This window comes from Paracoccus yibinensis (assembly GCF_030846195.1).
In the GTDB taxonomy this organism is placed as follows: domain Bacteria; phylum Pseudomonadota; class Alphaproteobacteria; order Rhodobacterales; family Rhodobacteraceae; genus Paracoccus; species Paracoccus yibinensis.
Genome location: NZ_JAVCWH010000001.1, coordinates 662,177 through 685,539, shown reverse-complemented (window position 1 = coordinate 685,539; position 23,363 = coordinate 662,177). Strand labels below are relative to the sequence as shown.

Sequence of the window (23,363 nt, the reverse complement as noted above, 5' to 3'; positions counted from 1 at the left end):
ACCCGCTTGCCCGAGCCTCTCTCAGGCTTCTTTGCATGAGGGCAAGCAGAGAAGCCGGTAATCCAGGTGAATCATCTCGGGCGGCATGAGGGAAATTGCCGATCTTACTTCGCCCGGGATCATGCAGCGCAGGTTACAGAGTCATGAGATAATCCCGCGCCCACTCCGGGGTCGCCAATTGCGCGCGATCCCGGATGTCATCCGCCAGATTGCTGACTGATGTAAAAAGGCGGCTCGGTTGCACGGGCCGCCTTTCAGATATTGTTCAACCAGCCTTCCGGCGACGCAGCATCGCGAAGCCGCCCATGCCCGCAAGCAGCAGCAATGCGGAAGCCGGCAGGGGGACGGGCGCAGGCGAGGTGGTATCCCAGAAGGTGATATTCGACAGCGCCTTGTCGCCAGCATCCAGCGCCATGTCGAAGCTGATGCTGCTGAAATCGGTTCCGCTGCTGGGATCCCATTCATAGATGGCAGCACCGCCGCTGCCGCCCTTGATGGCGAAGGCGGTCACGATGGTCGGATCCCCGGCGCCCGGGCTAAAGCTCCAGGTGCCAGCCTTGGTCGATCCAGAGTTGAACGAGATCGTGAACTCGCTTCCGTCGATGGATGGGAAAATGATGTCGTTTGTTTCGACAGCCCCTGCCACGCCGTCGTCGAAGTTGTATTTCGCGATGGCATAGGAGTCATTATAGACGCAATTCGCCAGTCCACCCGGAGGGCAGGCATTTCCCCCCGGACCCGAAGCAAGCCCGGCAAAGGTGAATGTCGCCGCTCCGGCGCTGGTGCCCGCCAAGGCAAACGCGACGACTGCGGCCGCTTTGAATTTCATGTTCACTCGCACCTCCTACGAAACTGATGCGACTCTTGGCGCACCGTTAAAAGGTTAACGAACCTTTGATCCATCAGAAAGAAATTTTTGGCGTCCAAAGAAATTATTATTGACTGTCAAAGATATAGACAAATGGCCTCTATCTGAGGATCAGGGTAACGCATTCATATACCTGGGGTTGTGAATGCCAAGAAGACCCGCTGCGCAATGGCGGCGGGCCTTATCGTGTGGTTCTGACTGGAAAAGAGTCAGCTACAGCCGCTCGTTCCGCCGCAGGTGTTGCACTTCATGCAGGTTCCGTTCCGCACCAAGGTATAGTTTCCGCATTCCCCGCAAGGATCGCCCTCATATCCCTGCATCTTGGCCTTCGTGCGCAGGTCCATCGCGCCAGGTTCGGCCGTCATGATCGCCGTGGCCGACACGCCTGTCTGCAACACCATCAGGTCCTGGGGCAACCGCTTGCGCAGATAGCCCGCGCTGCTGATCTGCTTCAGCATGGTCAGCGACTTCAGCTCCGCCTGCTCGCTGACCGGGGTGACGTTCAACCCCTCGCGCTCTCCTCCGCCCATGTCGTCGAAGCGGGCGCCTTCGGGCTTCACATGCGCCAGGTCGGTGCGGTCCAGATAGCTGACGGCAAGCTCGCGGAAGACATAGTCCAGGATCGAGGTCGCGTTCTTGATGCTGTCGTTGCCCTGCACCATGCCAGCAGGCTCGAAGCGTGTGAAGGTGAAGGCGTCCACGAATTCCTCCAGCGGCACGCCGTATTGCAGGCCCACCGACACGGCGATGGCGAAGTTGTTCATCATCGCCCGGAAGCCCGCGCCTTCCTTGTGCATGTCGATGAAGATCTCACCCAGCTTGCCGTCGTCATATTCGCCGGTGCGCAGATAGACCTTGTGCCCGCCCACCACCGCCTTCTGGGTATAGCCCTTGCGGCGCTGCGGCAGCTTCTCGCGGTGGCTGCGGACGGCCTCCTTGACGATGATCCGCTCGACGATCTTTTCGGCGACCACAGCGGCCTTTTCCTGCGCGCTGCCGGTGGCGAGGATCTCCTCGGCTTCCTCGTCATCCTCGACCAGGGCCGCCGCCAGGGGCTGCGACAGCTTGGAGCCATCGCGGTAAAGCGCGTTGGCCTTGATGCCCAGCGACCAGGACAACTCGTATGCCGCCAGCGCATCGGCGATGGTCGCGCTGTTCGGCATGTTGATGGTCTTCGAGATCGCGCCCGAGATGAAGGACTGCGCCGCCGCCATCATGCGGATGTGGCTTTCGACCGACAGGTAACGCTTGCCCGTCTTGCCGCAGGCATTGGCGCAGTCGAAGACGGGCAGGTGTTCCGCGCGCAGATGCGGGGCGCCTTCCAGGGTCATGGTGCCGCAGACATGGTCATTGGCGGCGTCGATCTGGGCGCGGGTAAAGCCCAGGTGGCGCAGCAGGTCGAAGGTCGGGTCGGCCAACTTGGCCGCCGGGATGCCCAGGGTGCCCTTGCAGAAATCCTCGCCCAAGGTCCACTGGTTGAAGACGAAGCGGATGTCGAAGGCGGTCGCCAGCGCGGCCTCGATCTTCTCGATCTCGGCCAGGCCGAAGCCGTGGCCGGCAAGCGCGGTGTGGTTGATGCCCGGGCAGTTGCCCAAAGTGGCGTGACCCACGGCATGGGCCACGATCTCCTCGATCTGCGCGGGGGCATAGCCCAGGGTGGCCAAGGCAGCAGGGACCGACTGGTTGATGATCTTGAAGTAACCGCCGCCCGCCAGCTTCTTGAACTTGACCAGGGCGAAGTCGGGCTCGATCCCGGTGGTGTCGCAGTCCATGACCAGGCCGATGGTGCCGGTGGGGGCGATCACCGTGACCTGCGCGTTGCGGAAGCCGTGATCCTCGCCCAGGGCCAGCGCCTGATCCCAGGCCTGCCGGGCAATGGCGACCAGCCGGGCGTCGGGGCAGTTGTCGCCGTCCAGTTCGACGGGGGCCACGTTCACCGCCTGATAGGCGCCGGTGCCATGGGCGGCGGCGCGGTGGTTGCGGATCACCCGCAGCATGTGGTTGGCGTTCCGCCCGTAGCCGGGGAAGGCCCCCAGTTCCGCCGCCATCTGCGCGCTGGTCGCGTAGGCCACGCCCGTCATCACCGCCGTCAGCGCGCCGCAAAGCGCCCGGCCCTCGTCGCTGTCATAGCCCAGGCCCATGTTCATCAGAAGGCCGCCGATATTGGCATAGCCCAGGCCCAGCGTGCGGAAGTCATAGGACCGCTGCGCGATCTCCTTCGACGGGAACTGCGCCATCAGCACGCTGATCTCCAGCGTCACGGTCCACAGGCGGGTGGCATGGACATAGGCGTCGGCATCAAACCGGCCATCCGCGAAGAAGGTCAGCAGGTTCATCGAGGCCAGGTTGCAGGCCGTGTCGTCCAGGAACATGTATTCGCTGCACGGGTTCGACCCGCGGATCGGCCCGTCCTCGGGGCAGGTGTGCCAGGCATTCACCGTGTCATGGAACTGGATGCCGGGATCGGCGCAGGCCCAGGCGGCGTGGCCGACCTGGTCCCACAATTCCCGCGCGGAGACGGTTTTGGCGACCTTGCCGTCGGTCCGGCGCAGCAGCTCCCACGGGGCATCGTCGCGGACGGCTTGCAGGAAGGCGTCCGTCACCCGGACCGAGTTGTTCGAGTTCTGGCCCGAAACGCTGACATAGGCTTCCGAGTCCCAGTCGGTGTCATAGGTCGGGAACTCAATGCTGTCGAAGCCCTGGCGCGCGTATTGCAGCACGCGGTTGACATAGGTTTCCGGGATCATCGCGCGCTTGGCGGCACGGATGGCGGCTTTCAGGGCGTCGTTCTTCGCGGGATCCGTCTCGCCATCGCCGTCGCGGATGGCGGCGAAGATGTCGTTCAGCCGGGCCTCATGCGCCTTGGACCCGGCGACCAGCGAGGCGACCTTCTGTTCCTCGATGACCTTCCAGTTGATGAAGGCCTCGATGTCGGGGTGATCCATGTCGCAGATCACCATCTTGGCCGCGCGGCGCGTGGTGCCGCCCGACTTGATCGCGCCCGCCGCCCGGTCGCCGATTTTCAGGAAACCCATCAGGCCCGAGGACTTGCCGCCGCCCGACAGCCGTTCCCCTTCGCCGCGCAGCGAGGAGAAGTTGGTGCCGGTGCCCGAGCCGTACTTGAAGAGCCGCGCTTCCCGAACCCACAGGTCCATGATGCCGCCCTCGTTCACCAGGTCGTCGCTGACCGACTGGATGAAACAGGCATGCGGCTGGGGATGTTCATAGGCGCTGTCGGACTTGACCAGCTTGCCCGTCTTGTAATCGACGTAGAAATGCCCCTGCGACGGGCCGTCGATGCCATAGGCCCAGTGCAGCCCGGTGTTGAACCATTGCGGGCTGTTCGGCGCGGCCATCTGGCGGGCCAGCATGAAGCGCATCTCGTCGTGATAGGCGCGGGCGTCTTCTTCGTTGGAAAAATACCCGCCTTTCCAACCCCAATAGGTCCAAGCCCCGGCCAGCCGGTCAAAGACCTGCCGCGCGCTTGTCTCGCCGCCGTAACGCCGGTCTTCGGGCAGGGCGGCCAGAGCATCCTCGTCCGGGACGCTGCGCCACAGGAATTCGGGAACGCCCTTTTCCCTGACGCGCTTCAGCGCCGCGGGCACGCCCGCCTTGCGGAAATATTTCTGGGCGATCACGTCGCTGGCGACCTGGCTCCATCCTTCAGGGATTTCCACCTGGTCGTTGCGGAAGACGATCTTGCCGTCGGGATTGCGGATCTCGCTGGTGGTCGTGGTGAAGGCGATGCCGCCGTATGCGCCCCCTTCCGGGGTGGTGAAACGCCGTTCGATCTTCATGCCAGTAGCCCTTTCCTATCGTCGTCCCTGGTCCCGCGACTTGCGCCACGCGGCACGGGGCCGCCCCTTCGCGCAAAGCGCGACGGGTCCGGGCGGCAGAACCGCCCGTCAGGTCGAAAATCACGAAGCGACGGGTCTGGGTGATTGTGACTCACCTGCCACCACATCTGGTATGACCAACGCCGCAGACCACAAAATTGATCCCAACCGAGGCGTCTTTCAACTGTTTTATTGTCGCAGGACGCGCGGATTCCGGTTGACAGCAAGGCCGTCAGGCAACTCGCAGATTCGTTCACAAAGAAGATACGGTGCGGTCCATCAACATCCCCCAAAGGGAAATATTTCGACCCGGGAAAGGGGGTTAGGACCGGCCGTCCCGACCTTATCCACAGCCCTGTCCCCAGGTCATCCCCCGGTTGTTCACAGCTGATGCAAACTTGTCACAATCGCCGAAATCAATCTGCGGGCCGGATCGTTTCACGGTCGGTCACGATCAGATCCAGCGGTTGATCGAAAGGTTCCGCCGGAATCGCGGGCAGTTCCTGCACTGCGAAGGCCAGCCCGATGGCATGGACTTGGCCGGTTTCACGCAGCAATTGCAGGGTGCGGTCGTAATAGCCGCCGCCATAGCCGATGCGATTCCCTTGGCTGTCGAAGCCCGCCAGCGGCACGATCAGCACCTGCGGGAACAGGATCGGCTGCGAATCGGCGGGGTGGGACGTGCCGAAGGGTCCGGGCACCAGGGCCTCGCCTTGCCAGCGGCGAAAGACCAGCGGCACCGCCTTGGCCGTGACGACCGGCAGGCAAAGCGGGCCGTCATGCGCCTCCATTGCGGGGCGGGGATCGGCTTCGTCCCGCATCGGCCAATAACCTGACAGCACCTTGCCCCGATGCGGGGCCAGGGCGGCGGTCAGGTGGCGGGTCAGCGCGTCCCCATCACCCCCCGCCGCGCGGGCGGCCAGGGCGCGGGCGCGCAGGGCGGCTTTGTCCAGATCGGTCACAGCAGCACCAGCGTGGCAAGGCCCAGGAAGGCGAAGAAGCCCATCACGTCCGTCATCGTCGTGACAAAGGTGCCCGAGGCGAGCGCCGGGTCCAGCCCCAGCTTGTTCAGCGTCAGCGGCACCAGGACCCCGCCCAGGGCCGCGACGATCTGGTTGACGATCATCGCCGCCCCCAGCACCAGGCCCAGCCGGACATCGCCGAAGATCAGGGACCCCGCCACCCCCAGGATCAGCGCCAGGCAGATGCCGTTCAGCATGCCCGCCACCAGCTCTCGCCGGACGACGCGCCGCGCATTGGCCCGGCCCAGTTCGCGCGTGGCCAGCGCCCGCACCGCCACCGCCAGCGACTGCGTGCCCGCGATCCCCCCGGTCGAGGCGACGATGGGCATCAGCGCGGCCAGGGCCACCAGCGTGGCGATCGTCGCCTCGAACTGAGAGATCACGATGGCCGACAGGGATGCCGTGAACAGGTTGACGACCAGCCAGGGCAGGCGCTGCCGCGCGGTCGCCAGCGGGCCGTCGGACACATGGCTTTCATCGCCCACGCCCGCCAGGCGCAGGATGTCTTCCTCGTGTTCCTCGTTCAGGACCGCCATGGCGTCGTCAATGGTGATGATGCCCACCAGCCGGTCGTCGCGGTCCACCACGGGGGCCGAGATCAGGTGATACTGGTTGAAGACATAGGCCACGTCGCCTTCGTCGGCGAAGGCGCTGATGGTGCGGAAGCTGTCCTCGGTGATGTCGCGCAGGGGGGTCGCGGGACTGGAGGCCAGCAGCCGGCCCAGCGTCACATAGCCGATCGGATGGCGGCGCGGATCGACCAGGACGATGTGATAGAACTGTTCGGGCAGCCAGTCCTCGGATTGCAGGAATGCCACGGCCTCGCCGACGGTCCAGTGTTCGGGCGCGGTCACGACCTCGGACTGCATCAGGCGGCCGGCGGAATATTCGGGATAGCCGAGCGACTGCTGGACGGCGGCGCGGTCGGTGGCGTCAAGCGCGGCGAGGATTTCCTGCCGTTCCGGCTCATCCATGTCCTCGACAAGGTCCACCACGTCGTCGCTGTCCATTTCGCGGACGGCTTCGGCGACGACCTCGGGCGGCAACTGCTCGATCACCTCGTCGCGGATGGCCTCGTCGATCTCGGACAGGATCTCGCCGTCGATCTCTCCGCTATAAAGGTCCAGGAAGGCGCGGCGCCCGGCGGGGGGCAGGCGTTCGATGATGTCGGCGATGTCGGCGCCGTGCATCGGCTCCAGCAGGATGTTCAGCCGTTCGGCGTCGCCCGACTGAACGGCGTCGTCGATCTGGTCCAGCAGTTCCTGCCGGGGCAGGAATTCGTCCTCGGTCGCCTGCTGATCCGGGGCGGGGATCTGGTCGGTCATGCCGTCACCCCGTTCAGCAGGTCCAGCGCAGCCCGGTGCAGTTCGGCCGAGGCCGCCGCGATGACCTGGCCCCCGTGGTGGGCGGGGCCGCCCCGCCAATCGGTGACGATCCCGCCGGCTGCCCGGACCACGGCCAGGGGGCCGGCGATGTCATAGGATTGCAGCCCTGCTTCAATCACCAGATCCACCTGCCCCAGGGCCAGCAGGCCATAGGCATAGCAGTCAAGGCCATAGCGCGTCAGCCGCACCTGGCCGGACACGCGATGGAAGGCCTCGGCCTCGGCCGGGGTGCCGACTTCGGGATAGGTCGTCAGCAGCGTCGCCTGCGCAAGATCGACCTTGCGGACAGCCAGGGCGAATTCGCCCGAATCCGATACAAGCCGTGCCCGGCCCAGTCCCCCTTCGAACCGTTCGCGGGTATAGGGCTGGTCGATCAGGCCATATCGGATGTCCTGGCCGTCCGAGACGCCGATCAGCACCCCCCAACTGGCCGCTCCGCACAGGAAGGCACGGGTGCCGTCGATGGGATCCAGGATCCATGTCAGGCCGGTGGTGCCTTCGGTCGCGCCGTATTCCTCGCCCAGGATGGCGTCGTTGGGGCGCAGCCGGGCCAGCACCTCGCGCATCGCACGTTCGGCGGCGCGGTCGGCCTCGGTCACGGGGTCGAAGCCGGTCTGCCATTTGTTGTCGGCGGCAAGGCCCGTGCGGAAGAACGGCAAGATGGCCGCGCGCGCGGCGTCGGCCATCTGGTGCGCCGCGTTGATGATGTCCTGCGCGTCCTGCATCGCCGCCCCCTGCCTGGTTTCACCGACAGGACTAGCGCGAACGGCATCGGCCTGCCAGTGGGGGGCAGGAAGGTAAGGGCGCGGGGGAAGACCCCGCGCCCTTGCGTCAGGCGGCGTCGGACAGGACGCGGGCCAGTTCGAAGATCTGGCGGCGCTGCGCGACCGGCATCGTGTAATAGGCGCGCACCAGTTGCAGCGCCTCCTTGTCCGCCAGGATGTCGCCTGCGATGTTTTCCGGCACATCGCCTTCGTGCAGCCCTTCGAAGAAGAAGCTGACGGGGACATCCACCGCGCGGGCGATATCCCACAGCCGGGACGCCGAGACGCGGTTCATGCCGGTTTCGTATTTCTGGATCTGCTGGAACTTGATACCGACCTTGTCGGCCAGTTGCTGTTGGGTCATTCCGATCATCCAGCGACGATGCCGGATACGCTTGCCAACATGAACATCAACACCGTGTTTCATCGTTACCACCTTATGCAATCTAAGGAAGCACTAGCTTAACCCTTCTCAATTTTCGAGTGTTAAACTGGTTAACGGCCCCGTTCCTGACCAAAAAGACAGGTCTGCCACCGCCCTAGCACGGCCCTGGATAAGAGGATGAAGGATTTGACGAAAACTTCCACCGCCGATGATTTGGGCGAAATCCGAATCGCCTTCGTCAGACAACTGGGGGATGAACCGGCTGTCGAACGGCAGGCCGCGCCGCAACCGGGACCGGATCGGCTTCTGGTCCGCCTGCGTGCGGCGGCGCTGAACTTTGCCGATCTGCTGAAGGCGCGCGGCGAATACCAGGAACGCCAGGATCCCCCGTTCGTCCCCGGTCTTGAAGGTGCGGGGGAAGTCGTGTCGGCCCCGACGGGCAGCGGCTTTCACCCTGGCGACCGCGTCGCCGTCCTGGCGGCGGGGACGATGGCTGAAATGATCGCCGTCCCACCCGCCGCCTGCACCGCAATTCCCGACGCCATGACGTTCGAGCAGGCGGCCGGTTTCCAGATCGCCTATGGCACCAGCCATCTGGCCCTTGCCGCCCGCGCGAACCTGAAAGCTGGTCAGACCCTTGCGGTCCTGGGGGCGGCGGGCGGGGTCGGCCTGACGGCGGTCGAGATCGGGCGCGCCATGGGCGCCCGCGTCATCGGCGTGGCGCGCGGGCAGGATCGGCTGGAGACCGTGCGCGCGGCGGGCGCCGCCGTCGTGATCGACAGCGCCGAATGCGCGGACCTGAAAGGCGCGCTGCGGGAACTGGGCGGCGTCGATGTGATCTATGACGCGGTAGGCGACAGCGCCGGAGAGGCCGCCTTCCGAGCGTTGAAGCCCGGCGGTCATTTCCTGGCGATCGGTTTTGCGGGCGGCAGGCCTCCGGCGTTGCCGCTCAATCATGCGCTGGTCAAGAACATCTCGATCCATGGATTCTATTGGGGGGGCTATGCGCGGCTGGATCCGAGGGCGGTGTCGGACAGCATGGCCGGCCTGTTTCGGATGTTCCAGGAGGGCCAGCTTGCGCCGGTCGTGGGGCAGGCCATGCCCCTGGACCGCATCGCCGAGGCCTTCGATCTGCTGCGCAGCCGCAGGTCCGTGGGCAAGATCATCGTGAGCTTGTAACATCTGCGTAAAACTGGGGGTATTCGACCCCTTAACGGCATTGAATCACAGGCGTATCATGCCAATATGATGGCCATAAACCGGCAGACGCCGGCAGGTCTCATAGGGAGAGATTGATGGCAGATTACAACACTTACCGCACCACGCAGAGCGTCGGCACCCGCCAAGGGGTGATCGACGAAGGGCTGCGGGCCTATATGAACAAGGTTTATGGGCTGATGGCGGTCGGCATGGGTGTAACCGCCGTCGCCGCCTATGGCATCAGCACCGCCGCCGTGGACGCGTCGGGGCAGCTGACCCAGCTGGGGACGGCGATCTATGCCTCGCCCCTGAAATGGGTGATCATGTTCGCGCCCCTGCTGGTGGTCTTCGCCTTTGGCGCCGCGATCAACCGCCTGTCCGTCTCGGCGGCCACGATGCTGTTCTATGGCTTCGCGGCGCTGATGGGCCTGTCGATCAGCTCGATCTTCCTGGTCTATACCGGCACCTCGATCGTGCAGACCTTCCTGGTGACGGCCATCGCCTTCGCGGGTCTGTCGTTGTGGGGCTATACCACGAAGAAGGACATCTCGGGCTGGGGCAGCTTCCTGATCATGGGCGTGATCGGCCTGATCGTGGCGTCGATCGTGAACATCTTCCTGCAATCCTCGGCGATGCAGTTCGCGATTTCGATCCTGGGCGTGCTGATCTTCGCGGGCCTGACCGCCTATGACACGCAGAACATCAAGAACACCTATCTGCGACTGGCCGGTTCGGATCGGGATTTCCTGGGCAAGACCGCCATTATGGGTGCCTTGCAGCTGTACCTGGACTTCCTGAACCTGTTCATGTTCCTGCTTCAGTTCATGGGCAACCGCGAGTGATCCGCGACACAGCCTGACATCTTCGACCCCCGCCCAACCGGCGGGGGTTTTTCATTGGGCAACGCCTGTTGCCAACGTGGCGGCGTGGTCATGGGTCCGCAATGCCTGGGTAGCGGTCCACCCATCAGCGACATGGCCGCCAAATAGCACGGCGCAGGTGATTGGCCTGCCGGCGGGGATGGGCTAAGCCCGCCGACGGAATCATGACAAGAGAAGACGATGGGCTATTTTCCAACCTGGCGCCCGGCCACCGGCGCGACGGTTCTTCCCGATGAAAAGCTGCCGCTGGCCGCCGCCGTCCCGATGAGCGTGCAGCACCTGCTGGCCATGTCGGGATCGACGATCCTGGCACCGCTGATCATGGGGTTCGATCCGAATGTGGCCGTGTTCTTTTCCGGCATCGGCACGCTGCTGTTCTTCTTCATCACGGGCGGGCGGGTGCCCAGTTACCTGGGATCGTCCTTCGCCTTCATCGCCGTGGTCATGGCCGCGACGGGTTTCGCCGGCGGCGGGGCCAACCCGAACATCGGCGTGGCCTTGGGCGGGATCATTGCCGCGGGGCTGGTCTATGCGCTGATCGGGCTGGTGGTGATGGCAGCAGGGACGGGCTGGGTGGAACGGCTGATGCCGCCCGCCGTGACCGGGGCCATCGGCGTGTCCATCGGCTTGAACCTGGCGCCGGTGGCCGTGGGCCAGCTGAAGGGCAGCATGGCGCATCTGTCCATCGCGCTTGCGACGGTGCTGTGCATGGCCATGGTGTCGGCCTATGGCGGGCGGGCGACGCGTCGGATCGCGGTGCTGATCGCGCTTGCCTTCGGCTATCTGCTGGTGCTGGCCCTGGGCAACGGCGCGGGCCTCGTGCCGGGCATCGACTTCGGCCGGGTCGGGCAGGCGGCATGGTTCGGCATTCCGAATTTCACCGCGCCAGAATTCGACTGGACCGCGATCAGCATGATCGCACCCGTCGCCATCGTCCTGGTGGCCGAGAACCTGGGCCATATCAAGGCGCTTGGTTCGATCACGGGTCAGAACATGGACCGCTATATTGGCCGGGGCTTCCTGGGTGACGGTCTGGCCACCATGATCGCCGGGGCAGGGGGCGGGACCGGGGTCACGACCTATGCCGAAAACATCGGCGTCATGGCGATGACCAAGGTCTATTCGACGCTGATCTTTCCGATGGCCGCCGCCATCGCGATCCTGCTGGGCCTGTCGCCGAAGTTCGGGGCGATCCTGCAGACGATCCCTGCGCCTGTGCTGGCGGGCCTCGCGGTGTCGGTCTTCGGCCTGATCGCCAGCGCCATGGCTCGGATATGGGTCGATAACCGCGTGGATTTTTCCGATCCGCGCAACCTGTTCACCGTGGGCGTGGCGCTGATCCTGGGCGCGGGCGATTTCACCGTGACCATCGGCGGCTTCGCGCTGGGCGGGATCGGCACGTCGACGCTGGCCGCCCTGGTGATCTATCAGTTGCTGGGCATCGGCCGCGACCGCCGCGCGGCCTGATCCCTGTCAGACTTCGGCAAGCTGCGACACCAGCAGCTTGTCGATCCGGCGGCCATCAAGGTCCACGACCTCGATCTGCCAGCCCGATACGGTGATGCGCGCGCCCACGTCGGGCAAAACGCCCGCCCGGTCCAGCACAAGGCCCGCAACGGATTCGTATCCGCGATCCTCGGGCAGGGTGATGCCGATCATTTCGGCGAATTCGTCGGCGGGCATCCAGCCCGCGACCAGCCAAGTGCCATCCTCGCGCTGGACTGCCTTGGGTTCGTCGTCGCCGGGTTCAGGGAAATCCCCTGCGATCGCTTCCAGCAGGTCCATGGCGGTGATCACGCCTTCGAAATGGCCGTATTCGTCATAGACCAGCAGCATGTGGGCGGGGCTGGCCTTCAACTCCTCGATCACGTTCAGCGCGGGCAGGCCCTCGCGGATGACCGGAACCTCCTGCACCAGAGAGCGCAGGTCGGTCACGTCGTCCGACAAAAGGTCGCGCAGGCTGATCACGCCGATGATGTCGTCGTCCGATCCTTCCCGCACCAGCAGGCGCGAGCGGCGGCTGTCGCGGAACCGTTGCAGCACGTCGGCGCCGGAGTCGTCGATATCGACGGTTTCGACCTCGTGCCGGGGCGTCATCAGCCCGCGGGCGGACCGGTCGGCGATGCGCATGACGCCCGCGATCATCTCGGTTTCGGCGGGTTCGATGACGCCTGCGGACCGCGCCTCGGACAGCATGACGCGGATCTCCTCGTCCGAGATGCCGCGTTCGGATTCGCCTGACTGGCGCAGCAGGGTCAGCACCAGCTTGCCGGATTTGTCGAGGATCCAGACGATCGGCGCCGCGATGCGAGAGATGAACAGGATCAGCGGCGCAATGCGGGCGGCCACGCCTTCGGGGGACCGCAGGGCGATCTGCTTGGGAACCAGTTCGCCGATGATCAGGGACAGATAGGTGATCAGCACGACCACGCCGCCGACGCCCAATGCCTGTGCCAGGGCGGGGGACAACCCGCCTTCGATCAGCGCCGCGGACAGGCGCGCGCCCAGCGTCGCGCCCGAGAAAGCGCCCGACAGCACGCCCACCAGGGTGATGCCGATCTGGACGCTGGACAGGAAGCGGCCCGGTTCTGTTCCAAGATCAAGGGCGACTTCGGCGCCGTGGCTTCCTTCGGCGGCCATCACCTTCAGCCGCGCGGGCCGCGCCGAGACGATGGCCAGTTCGGACATGGCCAGAACGCCGTTGAACATCGTCAGAAGCAGGACGATGATGATTTCCAGAAGCATCGGGTCTCTTTATCCAGCAGATCGGGCTTTTCGCAATCTGCACGAAGCGCGCGGCAGTGCAAAGCCTTGACGGTCATCTGCCGGATTGAATCGGCAAACAAGGCGCCCCGCGGGGCGCCTTGCCGGTTTCGGTGTTATTCGCCGGCCGGATGGGATCGGGTCTCTTCGGCCTTGCTCCCGTTGGTTTTCCACAGCGAGTAGATCACGCCCACGCCGAGGATCGCGAAGGTGATGCCCAGCGACCAGGTCGGCGGGAACTTTTCCCAGCCCATCAGGTCGGCGATGAAGATCTTCGATCCGATGAAGACCAGCAGGATCGACAGCGCGTATTTCAGATAGGCAAAGCGATGCAGGATTGCGGACAGCGCGAAATACAACGCCCGCAGACCAAGGATCGCGAAGATGTTCGACGTATAGACGATATAGGGGTCCGTCGTGATCGTGAACACGGCAGGCACCGAGTCGACGGCGAAGACCAGGTCCGCGATCTCGATCATCACAAGCGCCATCAGCAGCGGCGTGCCATAGCGCACCAGCTTGCCGGTCTTGGGATCGGCCTGCTTGACGATGAACTTGTTGCCGTGGAACTGATCCGTGATGCGGAAATGCTTGCGCATGAAGCGCACCAGCCTGTTGCCCTCCAGATCGTGGGACGCCTCTTGCACGAACATCATCTTGATGCCGGTGAAGATCAGGAAGACGGCGAACAGATACAGCACCCACTGATAGTTCGCCACGATCGTCGCGCCCAGGCCGATCATGATCGCGCGCAGGACGATGACGCCAAGGATGCCCCAGAACAGCACCCGGTGCTGGTATTCGCGGGGGACGGCGAAGAAGCCGAAGATCAGCGCGATGACGAAGATGTTGTCCATCGCCAGCGTCTTTTCGACCACGAAGGCCGTCAGATACTGGGCCGCGGGTTCGGTTCCCATCTGCCAGTAAACAAAGCCCGAAAACGCGACGCCCAGGACGATATACATCGCCGACATGCGCAGGCTTTCTGCGACTCCGATTTCATGGCTGTCTTTGTGCAGGACGCCCAGGTCGAATGCCAGAAGGGCAATCACCACGCCCAGAAACAGCAGCCACATCCACAGCGGCTTGCCCAGAAATGCCAGTAGAAGAAGTTCCATGTGCCCTCATCGTTGCTAATGTGCACCGATGCCAAGGGCTTCGCCAGAACAGGGCCACTTTGCATCGAAGCACGCTCGATGCGGTCCGACATCACGGCGTCTTTGCCGTCAGAGGGGCCCGGTCCCGCTGGGTATTCACGTGACATGACCGGTCCTGTATTTCAAGTGCTGTGATGAATTTTTTGTGCAAGCCAAGGGGTGAAACCGTGAACAGACCGGGAAATGACGCATCCGCGACATGGCTGCACGATCCGGCGCACCGCGAGTTCCTGATCCGCGATGCGAACCGGGCGCTGGATTTCTTCGATGCCAGCGCGGTGCCGGACGGCCTTGCATCCCTGGACCCGGCGGGGCGGCCCCTGGGGGATGGCCTGCTGGAACTGCACGTCACGACACGGTTGGTCCATTCCTATGCCCTGGGTCAGCTTGCCGGGCGGGACGACAGGGCAGGGATCATCGACCGGGGCCTGGATCTGCTGTGGCGCGGGCATCGCGACGCCCGGCATGGCGGCTATGTCTGGGCGCTGCGGGACGGGGCGGCCGCCGATGACACGAAGCTGGCCTATGGGCATGTCTTCGTGCTGCTGGCGGCGTCCACGGCGAAACTGGCGGGGCATCCCGATGCCGACCGCCTGCTGGCGGATGCCGCACAGGTTCTGGAGGATCGGTTCTGGGACCCGCAGGCGGGGCTGTTTCGCGACGAGTTCACCCGCGACTGGCAGCCCTTTTCCACCTATCGCGGGATGAACGCCAACATGCATGGGGTCGAGGCGCTGCTGGCCGCCTTCGAAGCCGTGGGCGAAGGCGAATACCTGCGGCGCGCGGGCGGGATCCTGGATTTTTTCATTGCGGGGCAGGCCGCCGCGAACGGGTGGCGCATACCGGAACATTACGACGACCGCTGGCGTCCCGATCCAGGTTACGAGGGCAACCCGATGTTCCGTCCAGCCGGCACCACTCCTGGCCATTCGTTCGAGATGGCGCGCCTGCTGCTGCAATGCTGGGATCTGGCAGGCCGCCCGGACAGTGCTGCGCCAGCGCAGGCGCGGCTGCTGGTCGAAACCGCGCTGCGCGATGCCTGGCTGGGGCAGGGCGGGCTGGCCTATACGCTGGACGCGGGTGGCCGCGTGGGACGCGCCGACCGTTACTGGTGGCCCGTGACCGAGGCGATCGGTGCGCTGGCGGCGCTGATCAAGCTGGATCCGCAGCCTCAGGAAGAGGAGTGGTATCGCCGCTTGTGGCGTTTTGCCGATGCGCAGCTGATCGACCACGACCGCGGCGGCTGGTTCCCCGAACCGGGTGGTCCGACTGGCGGACAGTTTCAGGGCAAGCCCGACATCTATCATGCGTTGCAGGCGGATCTGTTTCCCCTGGTCGGGGATTTGTCCCGTCAGGCGCAGGCCCTGGCGAACACAAAGCCGCTAAAATCCTGATGCGGGGGTGCAATCCGGGCCACAGCGTTTATCTGTCACCCTGACAGACAGCCAAAGGGTGCGACGACGGGATGAGGCAAGAAGACGGTTTCGCGGGTCCGATCCTGCATTTTCGGGGCTGCGATACCCAGGGTCTGCGCCTTGCCGCCATCACCATCCGCCCTCGGGACGCCATGGCGCCCGGTCCGGTGCGCATCCGGGGCGGCGAAATCGCGCCGATGCTGCTGGCGCAGGTGGCGGACCTGTCGATCTGGCGGCACGATTTCACCCTGGCCGTGGGCGAGGCGGGTTATCACCTGGACGGGCGCGACCACCCGGTCGCCACCCGTCTGGACGGGAACATCCGCATCGCCTTTGTGTCCTGCAACGGCGAGGAAAACGGCGATCTGGATCGCGATCAGGCCGAACGCAACCTGATGTGGGCGCGCCTTGCGGACGATCACGCCCGCGACCCCTTCGCCCTGCTGCTGCAAGGCGGAGACCAGATCTATGCCGACGAGGCGACGCACGGCCATCCCCTGTCAGAGGCCTGGCCCGATCATGTTCCGGCCGATCCGTCGCCCGCCGATCTGGACAGCCTGACCCGGCACCTGGAGCGCCGCTTCGCCGAACGCTACATGATGGTCCTTGCGGCCGAAGGCTGTGCGGATCTGTTCGCAAGCGTGCCGTCGCTGTCGGTCTGGGACGATCACGACATCTGCGACGGCTGGGGATCGCTGCCCGAAAGCCGCACGTCATCCGCCGTGGGGCAGGCGCTGTTCCGCGTGGCGCGGCGGATGTATCTGCTGTTCCAGCACGGCGCGACCGACAAGGATGTGCCGGCGCTGTTCATGGATCCGACGGGGCATAACCTGGGATGGCGGCGCGACCTTCCGGGGGTGACGCTGTTCGCGCCCGACCTGCGGTCCGAACGACACCGCCACCGGGTAATGGGGGATGCGGGCTGGAAGGCGGTCGAATCGCTGCGCCCCACGGGCGATCACGTCTTCATGGTGTCCAGCGTGCCCCTGCTGGGGCCGCGCCTGTCGCTGATGGAATCGCTGATGATGGTGATTCCCCGGATGCAGCATTACGAGGACGACCTGCGCGACCAGTGGCAAAGCCATGCGCATCGCGACGAATGGCGGCGGATGCTGGGCCAGGTGCTGCGGATGCGCAAGGCGGCCCCCGTGACGGTGCTGTCGGGCGAAATCCACCTCGCGACGCGGGCCGAGATGGGACCGGACGCCACGCGGGTCCACCAGCTTGTCGCCTCGGGCATCTCGCATCGCGCGCCGCCCAAGGCCTATGCCCGCGCCCTTGGCCTGTTCGCGGGGCTGGGCGATGCGCCCTTGCAGGGCCACCCGATCCGCATCAAACCGCTGCCGGGCCAAAGGCACCGCTATGTGGCGGAACGCAATTTCCTGACGCTGGATCGCCGCGACGGACGGTGGCAGGCGGTCTGGCATCTGGAAGACAGCGGGCCCACGCCGCCCCTGGCCCTGGATTAACGTTCCAGGATCAGCAGATCGCCTTCAAAGCTGACCCGCGCGAAGGTCCGCAGATAGGACATTCCCAACAACGACCCGTCCAGATCCGCGCCGATCACATAGGCGCGGACATTCCGGTCCACGATGTCGCCGATGGCGATCCTGTCGATGGTGACGGGGGCGGTCTCGACCCGGCCGTTCGCGGTCATGGCGGTGCCGACATAGGCGAGGTTGTCCGGATCCAGTCCGACGCGGCGCGCATCCGCCGGGCCAAGCGCGATGGACGACGCGCCCGTATCGACCATGAAGCGCACCTGCTGTCCGTTCACCAGGGCGTTCAGGTGGAAATGGCCGTCGCGGCCGACCGGGATCTCGATTCGGCCGCTTTCCAGCACTTGCTGGACCGGGGCGTCGCCTTCGATCCACCAGTTCGCAACCAGCGTGGCGCCCGCAAAGATCACCACCCACAGGATCAACTGGCGAAGAACCTGTCCGCCGCGTCCCGCCAGTTCGAAGACCATCGCGCCCCCGATCACCAGCAGCAGCGCGCCGTAATAGACAAGCTGCATCGTATCGTCGTCGGTCATGGGAACAGCCCCGATCCCTTCAGCCCGTCGATGACGAATTGCACCGACAGCGCCGCCAGCAGCATACCCAGAAGACGCGTAACCACCATCACGCCCGTGCGCCCAAGCGCGTGCGCCAGGGGGGTGGCGATGACGAACAGCGCCATGGCGATAACCAGAACGGACAGCATCACCAGGTTCACCATCAGCATGTGGCCGATGCCCGGCGCCTCGCCCATCAAGAGAATCATCGAGGCAAGCGCGCCCGGTCCCGCCAGCAGAGGCATCGCCAGCGGGAAGACGGACGGATCGTGATGCAGGGGATCGCCTTCGCCCTGGTTCTCGCGCCGTTCGGTGCGCCGTTCGAACAGCATGTCCAGCGCCGTCAGGAACAGCAAAAGGCCCCCGGCAATGCGAAAGGCGGAAATCGAAATCCCGATGGCGCCCAGGATCGACTCGCCCGCAAGGCCGAAGATCAGCATCAGCACGGCGGTGATCAGCAGGGCGCGCGCCCCGATGCGGCGGCGCTGCGCCGCCGTCATTCCCGGCGTCAGCGCGATGAAGACCGGCGCAAGACCGACAGGGTCGATCACCACGAAAAGGGTCACGAAAGCGGTGATGTAAAGCGACAGATCCATGCGTGCTTATGGCCTGCACGCCCGGCTCTGCCAAGCCGGGCGGCGGGGGACGGCCTTTTCAAAATAACGTCAGTTTGTTTCAGATTAATGAAGAAGGCCTCGAATCATGGCAGTTGGGCTTTCGCTGCGGTGGCATAGGGCCTATATTCCGCAGATTGGTTGAACCCAGGCCGCGGCCTGGCCCTGGAACTGGAGAACTGAAATGCACATGCCGTCCCCCATGGCACTGCTTGTTATCGCCATCGTGGTCCTGGTCCTGTTCGGCCGCGGCAAGGTTTCCTCGCTGATGGGCGAATTCGGCAAGGGCATCACCGCCTTCAAGAAGGGCCTGAACGACGGCACTTCGGAAGCCAATGCGGAACGCAATGCCGCCCTGGACAAGCCGGTCCAGCCCATCCAGCCGGTTCCGGGCACCGAAGCCCGCGATGTGACCCCTTCGAACGAACCCCGCGTGTGATCCCGAAACCGGGACAGGGGTTCCAGAATGCTTGATGTCGGGTGGAGCGAACTGCTGCTGATCGGTGTCGTCGCGCTGATCGTCATCGGTCCCGAGGATTTGCCGAAGCTGTTTCATACCCTGGGCCGGATCACGGCGCGGGCACGGTCCATGGCGCGGGAATTCACAAGCGCGATGGAGGATGCCGCCAAGGGCAGCGGCATCAGCGAGGCGACCAAGGATCTGAGGGACCTGAAGAACCTGACCTCGAAGAAGTCGCTGGGCCTGGATGCCCTGGACCGGGCCGCGACCCGATTCGAGGAGTGGGATCCAAGATCCAGCCTGGACAAGGCCGTTCGGCCCCGGCCGGACCCGGCGGCGCCTGCCGCCCCCGCCGATGCCCGGCCCCTGGACGCGCCACCCGTGCCTGCCGCCATGCAGGCCGCAAACGAACCCGCCGCCGCCCCGATGTCGGACACCTCGCGCCGCATCGCCGGTGTCCGCCGTTCGGACATGAAGGACCAATAAGTGTCATCGCAGAACGTCGATGAGCTGGACGACAGCTCGGCCCCGCTGATCGAGCATCTCAAGGAACTGCGCAGCCGCCTGATCTGGTCTGCGCTGGCCTTCGTGGTGGCGATGGTCCTGTGCTATCTGGTCTGGAACCCGATCTACAACTTCCTGACCAAGCCGATCTGCGCCGCGCTGGAAGATCGCGGGCAGGAATGCGGGCTGATCCTGCTGAAGCTGCAGGAGGGCTTTACCGTGGCCCTGCGGATCTCGTTCTTCGGCGGCTTCATCCTGGCCTTCCCGATCATCGCTTATCAATTGTGGCGCTTCGTGGCGCCGGGCCTTTATCGCAGCGAAAAGCGGGCGTTCCTGCCGTTCCTGATCGCATCGCCGGTGATGTTCGCCATTGGCGCAGCATTCGCCTATTACGTCATCCTGCCGATGGTGTTCTCGTTCTTCCTGGGCTTCCAGCAGGGTCCGCTGGCGCTGCCCGACGATCCCGCCGCACTCGAGGCATCGACGAACACCGAGCTTGCGGGCATCGTGTTCCAGGGGTCGGTCAGCGAGTACCTGAACCTGACGACGCGGTTCATCCTGGCTTTCGGGTTGTCGTTCCAGTTGCCGGTGGCCCTGGCCCTTATGGGACGCGCGGGGCTGGTGTCCGCCCAGACCTTGGCCAGCACGCGCCGCTATGCGGTGGTGGTGATCCTGACGCTGGCCGCCTGTCTGACGCCGCCCGACGTGGGCAGCCAGCTTGTGCTGTTCTCGGTCGTTTACGGGCTGTACGAGATTTCGATCCAGGTGGTCCGGCAGATCGAGAAATCGCGCGAAAAGGAACTTCGTGCCCAGGGACTGTGGGACGAAGACGCCTGATGCCCGACGACCTGCGCCGCATCGCCGAGGCGTTGGAACGCCTGGCCCCGCCGCCTGTGCCTGCGCCCAGCTTTACGGAAGCGACGGCCTATGTCTGGCATCCCGATCCAGACCGGCTTGAGCCTGTCGATGTCGTGGACCGGGTCGATCTGGTCCAGTTGATCGGCATAGACCGTGCCAAGCAGATCCTGCTGGACAACACCCTGCAATTCGCGCGCGGCTTCGGTGCGAACAACGCCCTGTTGTGGGGCGCGCGGGGGATGGGCAAGTCGTCGCTGGTCAAGGCCGTCCATGCCGAGGCCGTGGCAGAAGGCCTGCCCCTGGTCTTGGTGGAAATCGCCCGCGACGACCTGGGTTCGGTCGGGCGGTTGCTGGCGATCCTGGGTCGCGCCACGGACAAGCGGTTCCTGCTGTTTTCGGACGACCTGTCCTTCAGCCATGACGATACGCAATACAAGTCGCTGAAGGCCGTGCTGGACGGCGGCATCAGCGGGCGGCCTGCGAACGTGATCCTTTATGCCACGTCGAACCGCCGCCACCTGATGCCGCGCGACATGATCGACAACGAACGCGCCACCGCCATCCATCCTGGCGAGGCGGTCGAGGAAAAGGTGTCCCTGTCCGACCGTTTCGGGCTTTGGCTGGGTTTCCATCCCTGTTCCCAGGACGAATATCTGGCGATGGTGCGGGGCTACTGCGCGGCTTACGGACTGACCATCGACCCCGATGCCCTGCGGGCCGAGGCGATCGAATGGCAGGCCACGCGCGGGGGCCGGTCGGGCCGGGTGGCCTGGCAGTTCTTTACCGATCTGGCGGGCCGGCACGGGATCGCCGTCTAGGACGGACGTTCCCCTGGACAGCCGCCTGTTTGGGTGGCGGGGCGGCCGCCAGGGTCAGTTCGATGCACAGGCCGGGATCGGCATTGCGGAAGGACAGTCGTCCGTCCGCCGCCTCGGCGATGTCGCTGACGATGGCCAGCCCGATACCTTGCCCTTCGCCGCTTTCATCAAGGCGCAGCCCGCGTTGGGACAGCCGCGCCAGTGCCTCGTCCGGGACGCCGGGGCCGTCGTCGCAGATGCTGATGACGACGCGATCGGATGCGGCCGTGACCGTGACGGTGACGGTTGCGACGGCGTGCTGCATCGCGTTTTCCAGCAAGGCGCCAAGTGCCTCGGTCAGGTCATCGGGGTCGATGCGAGCCTGCGGGCCGGTCAGGGGCGCCTGCAAATGCCAGTCCAGATCGGACCCTTTCGGAGTCCGGCGCAGAACCTGGACCAGCCGCGTGGTGATCGCCGCAGGATCGGCCTTGGCCGCGCGGCGGTCCGACTGGATGCGCGCGCGCGCCAGTTCGCGGTCAACCAGACGCCGCATCGAGGCAATGACCATTTCGATACTGTCCGCAATGTCCGTCTCGCCTCTCTGGCGCAATGCGCGGGCATCGCCCAGCAGCGCCTGGAGCGGGGTCTTGAAGCCATGGGCCAGATCGCCGGCACGGTGCCGTGCCCGCAGCAGTTCGGCATCGCGCGCATCCAGCAACGCGTCCAGTTGATGCGACAGGGGCAGCATTTCGTCCGGCAGGTCGGTGCCGATGCGCGACCGCCGGCCCTGGGACAGGGCCTGCACGCGGTCCGCGACCTGGGCCAGGGGGGCCAGGCCGATGCGGACTTGCAGCCAGGATGCGGTCATCAGCAGCAGGGCCAGAAAGGCCAGATAGGGCATCAGATCATCCAGGAAATCCTGCCTCGCCGCCGTCAGTTCGGCCCGGTCCGCGGCGACGATGATGCGCAGCACCAGGGGTTCTGGATCGCGCCCCACCAGCAGCGCCTGTTCCACGACCAGCAGCCGCTCGCCCATGGGACCGGGCAGGGACAGCACCGCGCTGCGGCCGGGCGGGGGGGCGGGGCGGTCCATGGGCAGGGTATGGTCCCACAGGGATCGCGACCGTTCCACCTGGTCCCCCAAGGCGACCTGCCAGTAGTGCCCGGAAAAGGGCTGCCGATACAGCCGGTCCGCCGGGGGTGCGGCAAGGCGGGGCACCCCATTGGCGTCATGTTCGACGATCCCTGCCAGGGTCAATGCACGGGCTTCCAGGTCGCTCACCGCCACCCGTTCGACGTGACGTTCGAACAGCAGCGCCAGCCCAAGCGCGGCGCCCCCCAATGTGGCGATGATCGCAAAAGCGCCGACCACCAGCAGCCGCAGCCGCAGGGACCGCCGCATCAGCCCGCGACACCCAGGTCATAGCCGAAGCCGCGCCGGGTCTGGATCACGCCCGGTCCGACCTTGCGCCGCAGCCGGGCGATCACCGCCTCGAGCGCGTTGGCGTCGCGGGCGTCGTCGTCGCCATACAGGTGTTCCAGCAGTTCCGAGGGCGAAACCGTCCGGTCACGGTGCAGCGTCAGATAGGACAGCAGCCGGTATTCCAGAGGCGTCACGGACACAGGCACCCCGGACACCGCCACGGACATGCGGTTCAGGTCCACCAGCAGATCCCCGACCTGCTGGATCGAGGTCGCCCGCCCCCCGGATCGTCGCACAAGGGCGCGGGCGCGGGCGATCAGCTCCTCCATCCGAAATGGCTTGGGCAGGTAATCGTCCGCGCCCGCATCGATGCCCTCGACCCTTTCGGTCCAGGCGCCGCGCGCGGTCAGGATCAGGACCGGGCTTTCGCAGCCCTCGGCCCGCCAGCGTTTCAGGACCGTCAGCCCGTCCAGCCGGGGCAGCCCCAGATCCAGCACGATCAGATCATAGCTTTCGGTGCCGCCGCGAAACCAGGCGGTTTCGCCATCCTCGATCCGCTCGACCCGGAATCCGGCCGATGACAGCGCACGTTCCAGATCCGAGGCGATGCGGCGGTCATCTTCGACCACAAGGGCGCGCATCAGTCGTCGTTCTCCTCCTCGACCTTCAGCACACGTCCGGTTGCGGCTTCCATATCGACTTCGATCAACCGGCCCGAGGGGGTGATCAGTTCGACCTCATAGACGCGGATGTCGCCTTCGTATTCAAGCTCGATCTCGACCACGGTGCCGGGATGTTCGTCCTTGAGCAATCCCAGGATCCGGGCCAGCGGCAGGATTTCCCCCCGTTCGACGGCGCCCTGGGCCAGTTCGAAGTCGGGAACGACGTCCTGCTGGCCGCCCACGGTGGACGGAACAAGCAAGGCAAGGGTGATGGCAAGCAGATGTTTCATGGCCCGACACTAGCGGAATGTCG

Annotated in this window: 22 protein-coding genes; 9 read left to right on the top strand and 13 right to left on the bottom strand. The window is 65.2% G+C overall.

Features of this window, described 5'->3' with window-relative positions:
- Positions 1–265: 265 nt before the first annotated feature.
- From RAH32_RS03430 to RAH32_RS03405, 6 genes are all read right to left on the bottom strand, one after another.
- On the bottom strand, positions 266–829 hold the full coding sequence (locus RAH32_RS03430; protein ID WP_306605083.1) for a VPLPA-CTERM sorting domain-containing protein: 564 nt from the start codon (positions 827–829) through the stop codon (positions 266–268).
- A 248-nt stretch (positions 830–1,077) separates the two neighbouring features.
- Positions 1,078–4,665, bottom strand: coding sequence for a vitamin B12-dependent ribonucleotide reductase (locus RAH32_RS03425; protein WP_306605081.1), 3,588 nt, complete (start codon positions 4,663–4,665; stop codon positions 1,078–1,080).
- Between the two features lie 455 nt (positions 4,666–5,120).
- Positions 5,121–5,666: a 5-formyltetrahydrofolate cyclo-ligase gene (locus RAH32_RS03420; protein ID WP_306605079.1), complete on the bottom strand. Its 546-nt coding sequence runs from the start codon at positions 5,664–5,666 to the stop codon at positions 5,121–5,123.
- On the bottom strand, positions 5,663–7,051 hold the full coding sequence (mgtE, locus tag RAH32_RS03415) for a magnesium transporter (RefSeq protein WP_306605077.1): 1,389 nt from the start codon (positions 7,049–7,051) through the stop codon (positions 5,663–5,665). Before mgtE ends, RAH32_RS03420 begins: the two co-directional genes overlap by 4 nt.
- Positions 7,048–7,836 (bottom strand): inositol monophosphatase family protein, encoded by a 789-nt coding sequence (locus RAH32_RS03410; RefSeq protein WP_306605075.1) that lies wholly within the window; start codon positions 7,834–7,836, stop codon positions 7,048–7,050. The genes mgtE and RAH32_RS03410 overlap by 4 nt, the downstream gene beginning before the upstream one ends.
- A 106-nt stretch (positions 7,837–7,942) precedes the next feature.
- Complete coding sequence (locus RAH32_RS03405; RefSeq protein ID WP_103173300.1) at positions 7,943–8,302, bottom strand: helix-turn-helix domain-containing protein; 360 nt, start codon at positions 8,300–8,302, stop codon at positions 7,943–7,945.
- Positions 8,303–8,446: 144 nt separating this feature from the next.
- Between RAH32_RS03405 and RAH32_RS03400 the strand changes: the two genes are divergently transcribed.
- The 3 genes from RAH32_RS03400 (at position 8,447) to RAH32_RS03390 (ending at position 11,808) form a co-directional block, all read left to right on the top strand.
- Positions 8,447–9,439, top strand: a complete 993-nt coding sequence (locus tag RAH32_RS03400) for an NADPH:quinone oxidoreductase family protein (protein WP_306605072.1) — start codon at positions 8,447–8,449, stop codon at positions 9,437–9,439.
- A 116-nt stretch (positions 9,440–9,555) separates the two neighbouring features.
- On the top strand, positions 9,556–10,302 hold the full coding sequence (locus tag RAH32_RS03395) for a Bax inhibitor-1/YccA family protein (RefSeq protein WP_306605070.1): 747 nt from the start codon (positions 9,556–9,558) through the stop codon (positions 10,300–10,302).
- Positions 10,303–10,521: 219 nt separating this feature from the next.
- The gene (locus RAH32_RS03390; RefSeq protein ID WP_306605068.1) at positions 10,522–11,808 is read left to right on the top strand and encodes a solute carrier family 23 protein; all 1,287 of its coding nucleotides are present in this window, start codon (positions 10,522–10,524) and stop codon (positions 11,806–11,808) included.
- Positions 11,809–11,814: 6 nt separating this feature from the next.
- Here RAH32_RS03390 and RAH32_RS03385 read toward each other — a convergent pair whose 3' ends face one another.
- Both RAH32_RS03385 and RAH32_RS03380 read right to left on the bottom strand, forming a co-directional pair.
- The gene (locus RAH32_RS03385) at positions 11,815–13,086 is read right to left on the bottom strand and encodes a hemolysin family protein (protein WP_306605066.1); all 1,272 of its coding nucleotides are present in this window, start codon (positions 13,084–13,086) and stop codon (positions 11,815–11,817) included.
- Between the two features lie 134 nt (positions 13,087–13,220).
- Positions 13,221–14,222 carry a TerC family protein gene (locus tag RAH32_RS03380; RefSeq protein ID WP_306605064.1) on the bottom strand — a complete coding sequence of 334 codons (1,002 nt, stop codon included), beginning with the start codon at positions 14,220–14,222 and terminating at the stop codon, positions 13,221–13,223.
- A gap of 206 nt (positions 14,223–14,428) precedes the next feature.
- Between RAH32_RS03380 and RAH32_RS03375 the strand changes: the two genes are divergently transcribed.
- Complete coding sequence (locus tag RAH32_RS03375) at positions 14,429–15,655, top strand: AGE family epimerase/isomerase (RefSeq protein ID WP_306605062.1); 1,227 nt, start codon at positions 14,429–14,431, stop codon at positions 15,653–15,655.
- A gap of 71 nt (positions 15,656–15,726) precedes the next feature.
- The gene (locus RAH32_RS03370; protein WP_306605060.1) at positions 15,727–17,145 is read left to right on the top strand and encodes an alkaline phosphatase D family protein; all 1,419 of its coding nucleotides are present in this window, start codon (positions 15,727–15,729) and stop codon (positions 17,143–17,145) included.
- On the opposite strand, the gene RAH32_RS03365 is transcribed toward RAH32_RS03370, so the two are convergent.
- Positions 17,142–17,711: a retropepsin-like aspartic protease family protein gene (locus tag RAH32_RS03365; protein WP_306605058.1), complete on the bottom strand. Its 570-nt coding sequence runs from the start codon at positions 17,709–17,711 to the stop codon at positions 17,142–17,144. The genes RAH32_RS03370 and RAH32_RS03365 overlap by 4 nt on opposite strands.
- The gene (locus RAH32_RS03360; protein WP_306605056.1) at positions 17,708–18,328 is read right to left on the bottom strand and encodes a MarC family protein; all 621 of its coding nucleotides are present in this window, start codon (positions 18,326–18,328) and stop codon (positions 17,708–17,710) included. Before RAH32_RS03360 ends, RAH32_RS03365 begins: the two co-directional genes overlap by 4 nt.
- Positions 18,329–18,530: 202 nt before the next feature.
- On the opposite strand from RAH32_RS03360, the gene tatA reads away from it, so the two are divergent.
- From tatA to RAH32_RS03340, 4 genes are read left to right on the top strand one after another with little or no spacing between them, the layout of a single operon-like run.
- On the top strand, positions 18,531–18,785 hold the full coding sequence (tatA, locus tag RAH32_RS03355; RefSeq protein ID WP_306605054.1) for a twin-arginine translocase TatA/TatE family subunit: 255 nt from the start codon (positions 18,531–18,533) through the stop codon (positions 18,783–18,785).
- A 27-nt stretch (positions 18,786–18,812) separates the two neighbouring features.
- Positions 18,813–19,292 carry a Sec-independent protein translocase protein TatB gene (gene tatB / locus RAH32_RS03350; protein ID WP_306605052.1) on the top strand — a complete coding sequence of 160 codons (480 nt, stop codon included), beginning with the start codon at positions 18,813–18,815 and terminating at the stop codon, positions 19,290–19,292.
- The gene (tatC, locus tag RAH32_RS03345; RefSeq protein WP_306605050.1) at positions 19,293–20,147 is read left to right on the top strand and encodes a twin-arginine translocase subunit TatC; all 855 of its coding nucleotides are present in this window, start codon (positions 19,293–19,295) and stop codon (positions 20,145–20,147) included.
- Positions 20,147–20,986 carry an ATP-binding protein gene (locus tag RAH32_RS03340; protein WP_306605047.1) on the top strand — a complete coding sequence of 280 codons (840 nt, stop codon included), beginning with the start codon at positions 20,147–20,149 and terminating at the stop codon, positions 20,984–20,986. Before tatC ends, RAH32_RS03340 begins: the two co-directional genes overlap by 1 nt.
- On the opposite strand, the gene RAH32_RS03335 is transcribed toward RAH32_RS03340, so the two are convergent.
- The 3 genes from RAH32_RS03335 to RAH32_RS03325 are packed head-to-tail and all read right to left on the bottom strand — an operon-like array spanning position 20,949 to position 23,340.
- Positions 20,949–22,367: a sensor histidine kinase gene (locus RAH32_RS03335; protein WP_306605045.1), complete on the bottom strand. Its 1,419-nt coding sequence runs from the start codon at positions 22,365–22,367 to the stop codon at positions 20,949–20,951. The two genes, RAH32_RS03340 and RAH32_RS03335, sit on opposite strands and share 38 nt — an antisense overlap.
- Positions 22,367–23,029 carry a response regulator gene (locus RAH32_RS03330; protein ID WP_306605043.1) on the bottom strand — a complete coding sequence of 221 codons (663 nt, stop codon included), beginning with the start codon at positions 23,027–23,029 and terminating at the stop codon, positions 22,367–22,369. Before RAH32_RS03330 ends, RAH32_RS03335 begins: the two co-directional genes overlap by 1 nt.
- Positions 23,029–23,340, bottom strand: a complete 312-nt coding sequence (locus RAH32_RS03325; protein ID WP_306605042.1) for a PepSY domain-containing protein — start codon at positions 23,338–23,340, stop codon at positions 23,029–23,031. Before RAH32_RS03325 ends, RAH32_RS03330 begins: the two co-directional genes overlap by 1 nt.
- Positions 23,341–23,363 lie beyond the last annotated feature (23 nt).

Coding starts and splice junctions, on each gene's coding strand:
- RAH32_RS03430 (WP_306605083.1), bottom strand. CDS start 829: ATGAAATTCAAAGCGGCCGCAGTCGTCGCGTTTGCCTTGGCGGGCACC.
- RAH32_RS03425 (WP_306605081.1), bottom strand. CDS start 4,665: ATGAAGATCGAACGGCGTTTCACCACCCCGGAAGGGGGCGCATACGGC.
- mgtE (WP_306605077.1), bottom strand. CDS start 7,051: ATGACCGACCAGATCCCCGCCCCGGATCAGCAGGCGACCGAGGACGAA.
- RAH32_RS03410 (WP_306605075.1), bottom strand. CDS start 7,836: ATGCAGGACGCGCAGGACATCATCAACGCGGCGCACCAGATGGCCGAC.
- RAH32_RS03405 (WP_103173300.1), bottom strand. CDS start 8,302: ATGAAACACGGTGTTGATGTTCATGTTGGCAAGCGTATCCGGCATCGT.
- RAH32_RS03395 (WP_306605070.1), top strand. CDS start 9,556: ATGGCAGATTACAACACTTACCGCACCACGCAGAGCGTCGGCACCCGC.
- RAH32_RS03390 (WP_306605068.1), top strand. CDS start 10,522: ATGGGCTATTTTCCAACCTGGCGCCCGGCCACCGGCGCGACGGTTCTT.
- RAH32_RS03385 (WP_306605066.1), bottom strand. CDS start 13,086: ATGCTTCTGGAAATCATCATCGTCCTGCTTCTGACGATGTTCAACGGC.
- RAH32_RS03380 (WP_306605064.1), bottom strand. CDS start 14,222: ATGGAACTTCTTCTACTGGCATTTCTGGGCAAGCCGCTGTGGATGTGG.
- RAH32_RS03370 (WP_306605060.1), top strand. CDS start 15,727: ATGAGGCAAGAAGACGGTTTCGCGGGTCCGATCCTGCATTTTCGGGGC.
- RAH32_RS03365 (WP_306605058.1), bottom strand. CDS start 17,711: ATGACCGACGACGATACGATGCAGCTTGTCTATTACGGCGCGCTGCTG.
- RAH32_RS03360 (WP_306605056.1), bottom strand. CDS start 18,328: ATGGATCTGTCGCTTTACATCACCGCTTTCGTGACCCTTTTCGTGGTG.
- tatA (WP_306605054.1), top strand. CDS start 18,531: ATGCACATGCCGTCCCCCATGGCACTGCTTGTTATCGCCATCGTGGTC.
- tatB (WP_306605052.1), top strand. CDS start 18,813: ATGCTTGATGTCGGGTGGAGCGAACTGCTGCTGATCGGTGTCGTCGCG.
- RAH32_RS03340 (WP_306605047.1), top strand. CDS start 20,147: ATGCCCGACGACCTGCGCCGCATCGCCGAGGCGTTGGAACGCCTGGCC.
- RAH32_RS03335 (WP_306605045.1), bottom strand. CDS start 22,367: ATGCGGCGGTCCCTGCGGCTGCGGCTGCTGGTGGTCGGCGCTTTTGCG.
- RAH32_RS03330 (WP_306605043.1), bottom strand. CDS start 23,029: ATGCGCGCCCTTGTGGTCGAAGATGACCGCCGCATCGCCTCGGATCTG.
- RAH32_RS03325 (WP_306605042.1), bottom strand. CDS start 23,340: ATGAAACATCTGCTTGCCATCACCCTTGCCTTGCTTGTTCCGTCCACC.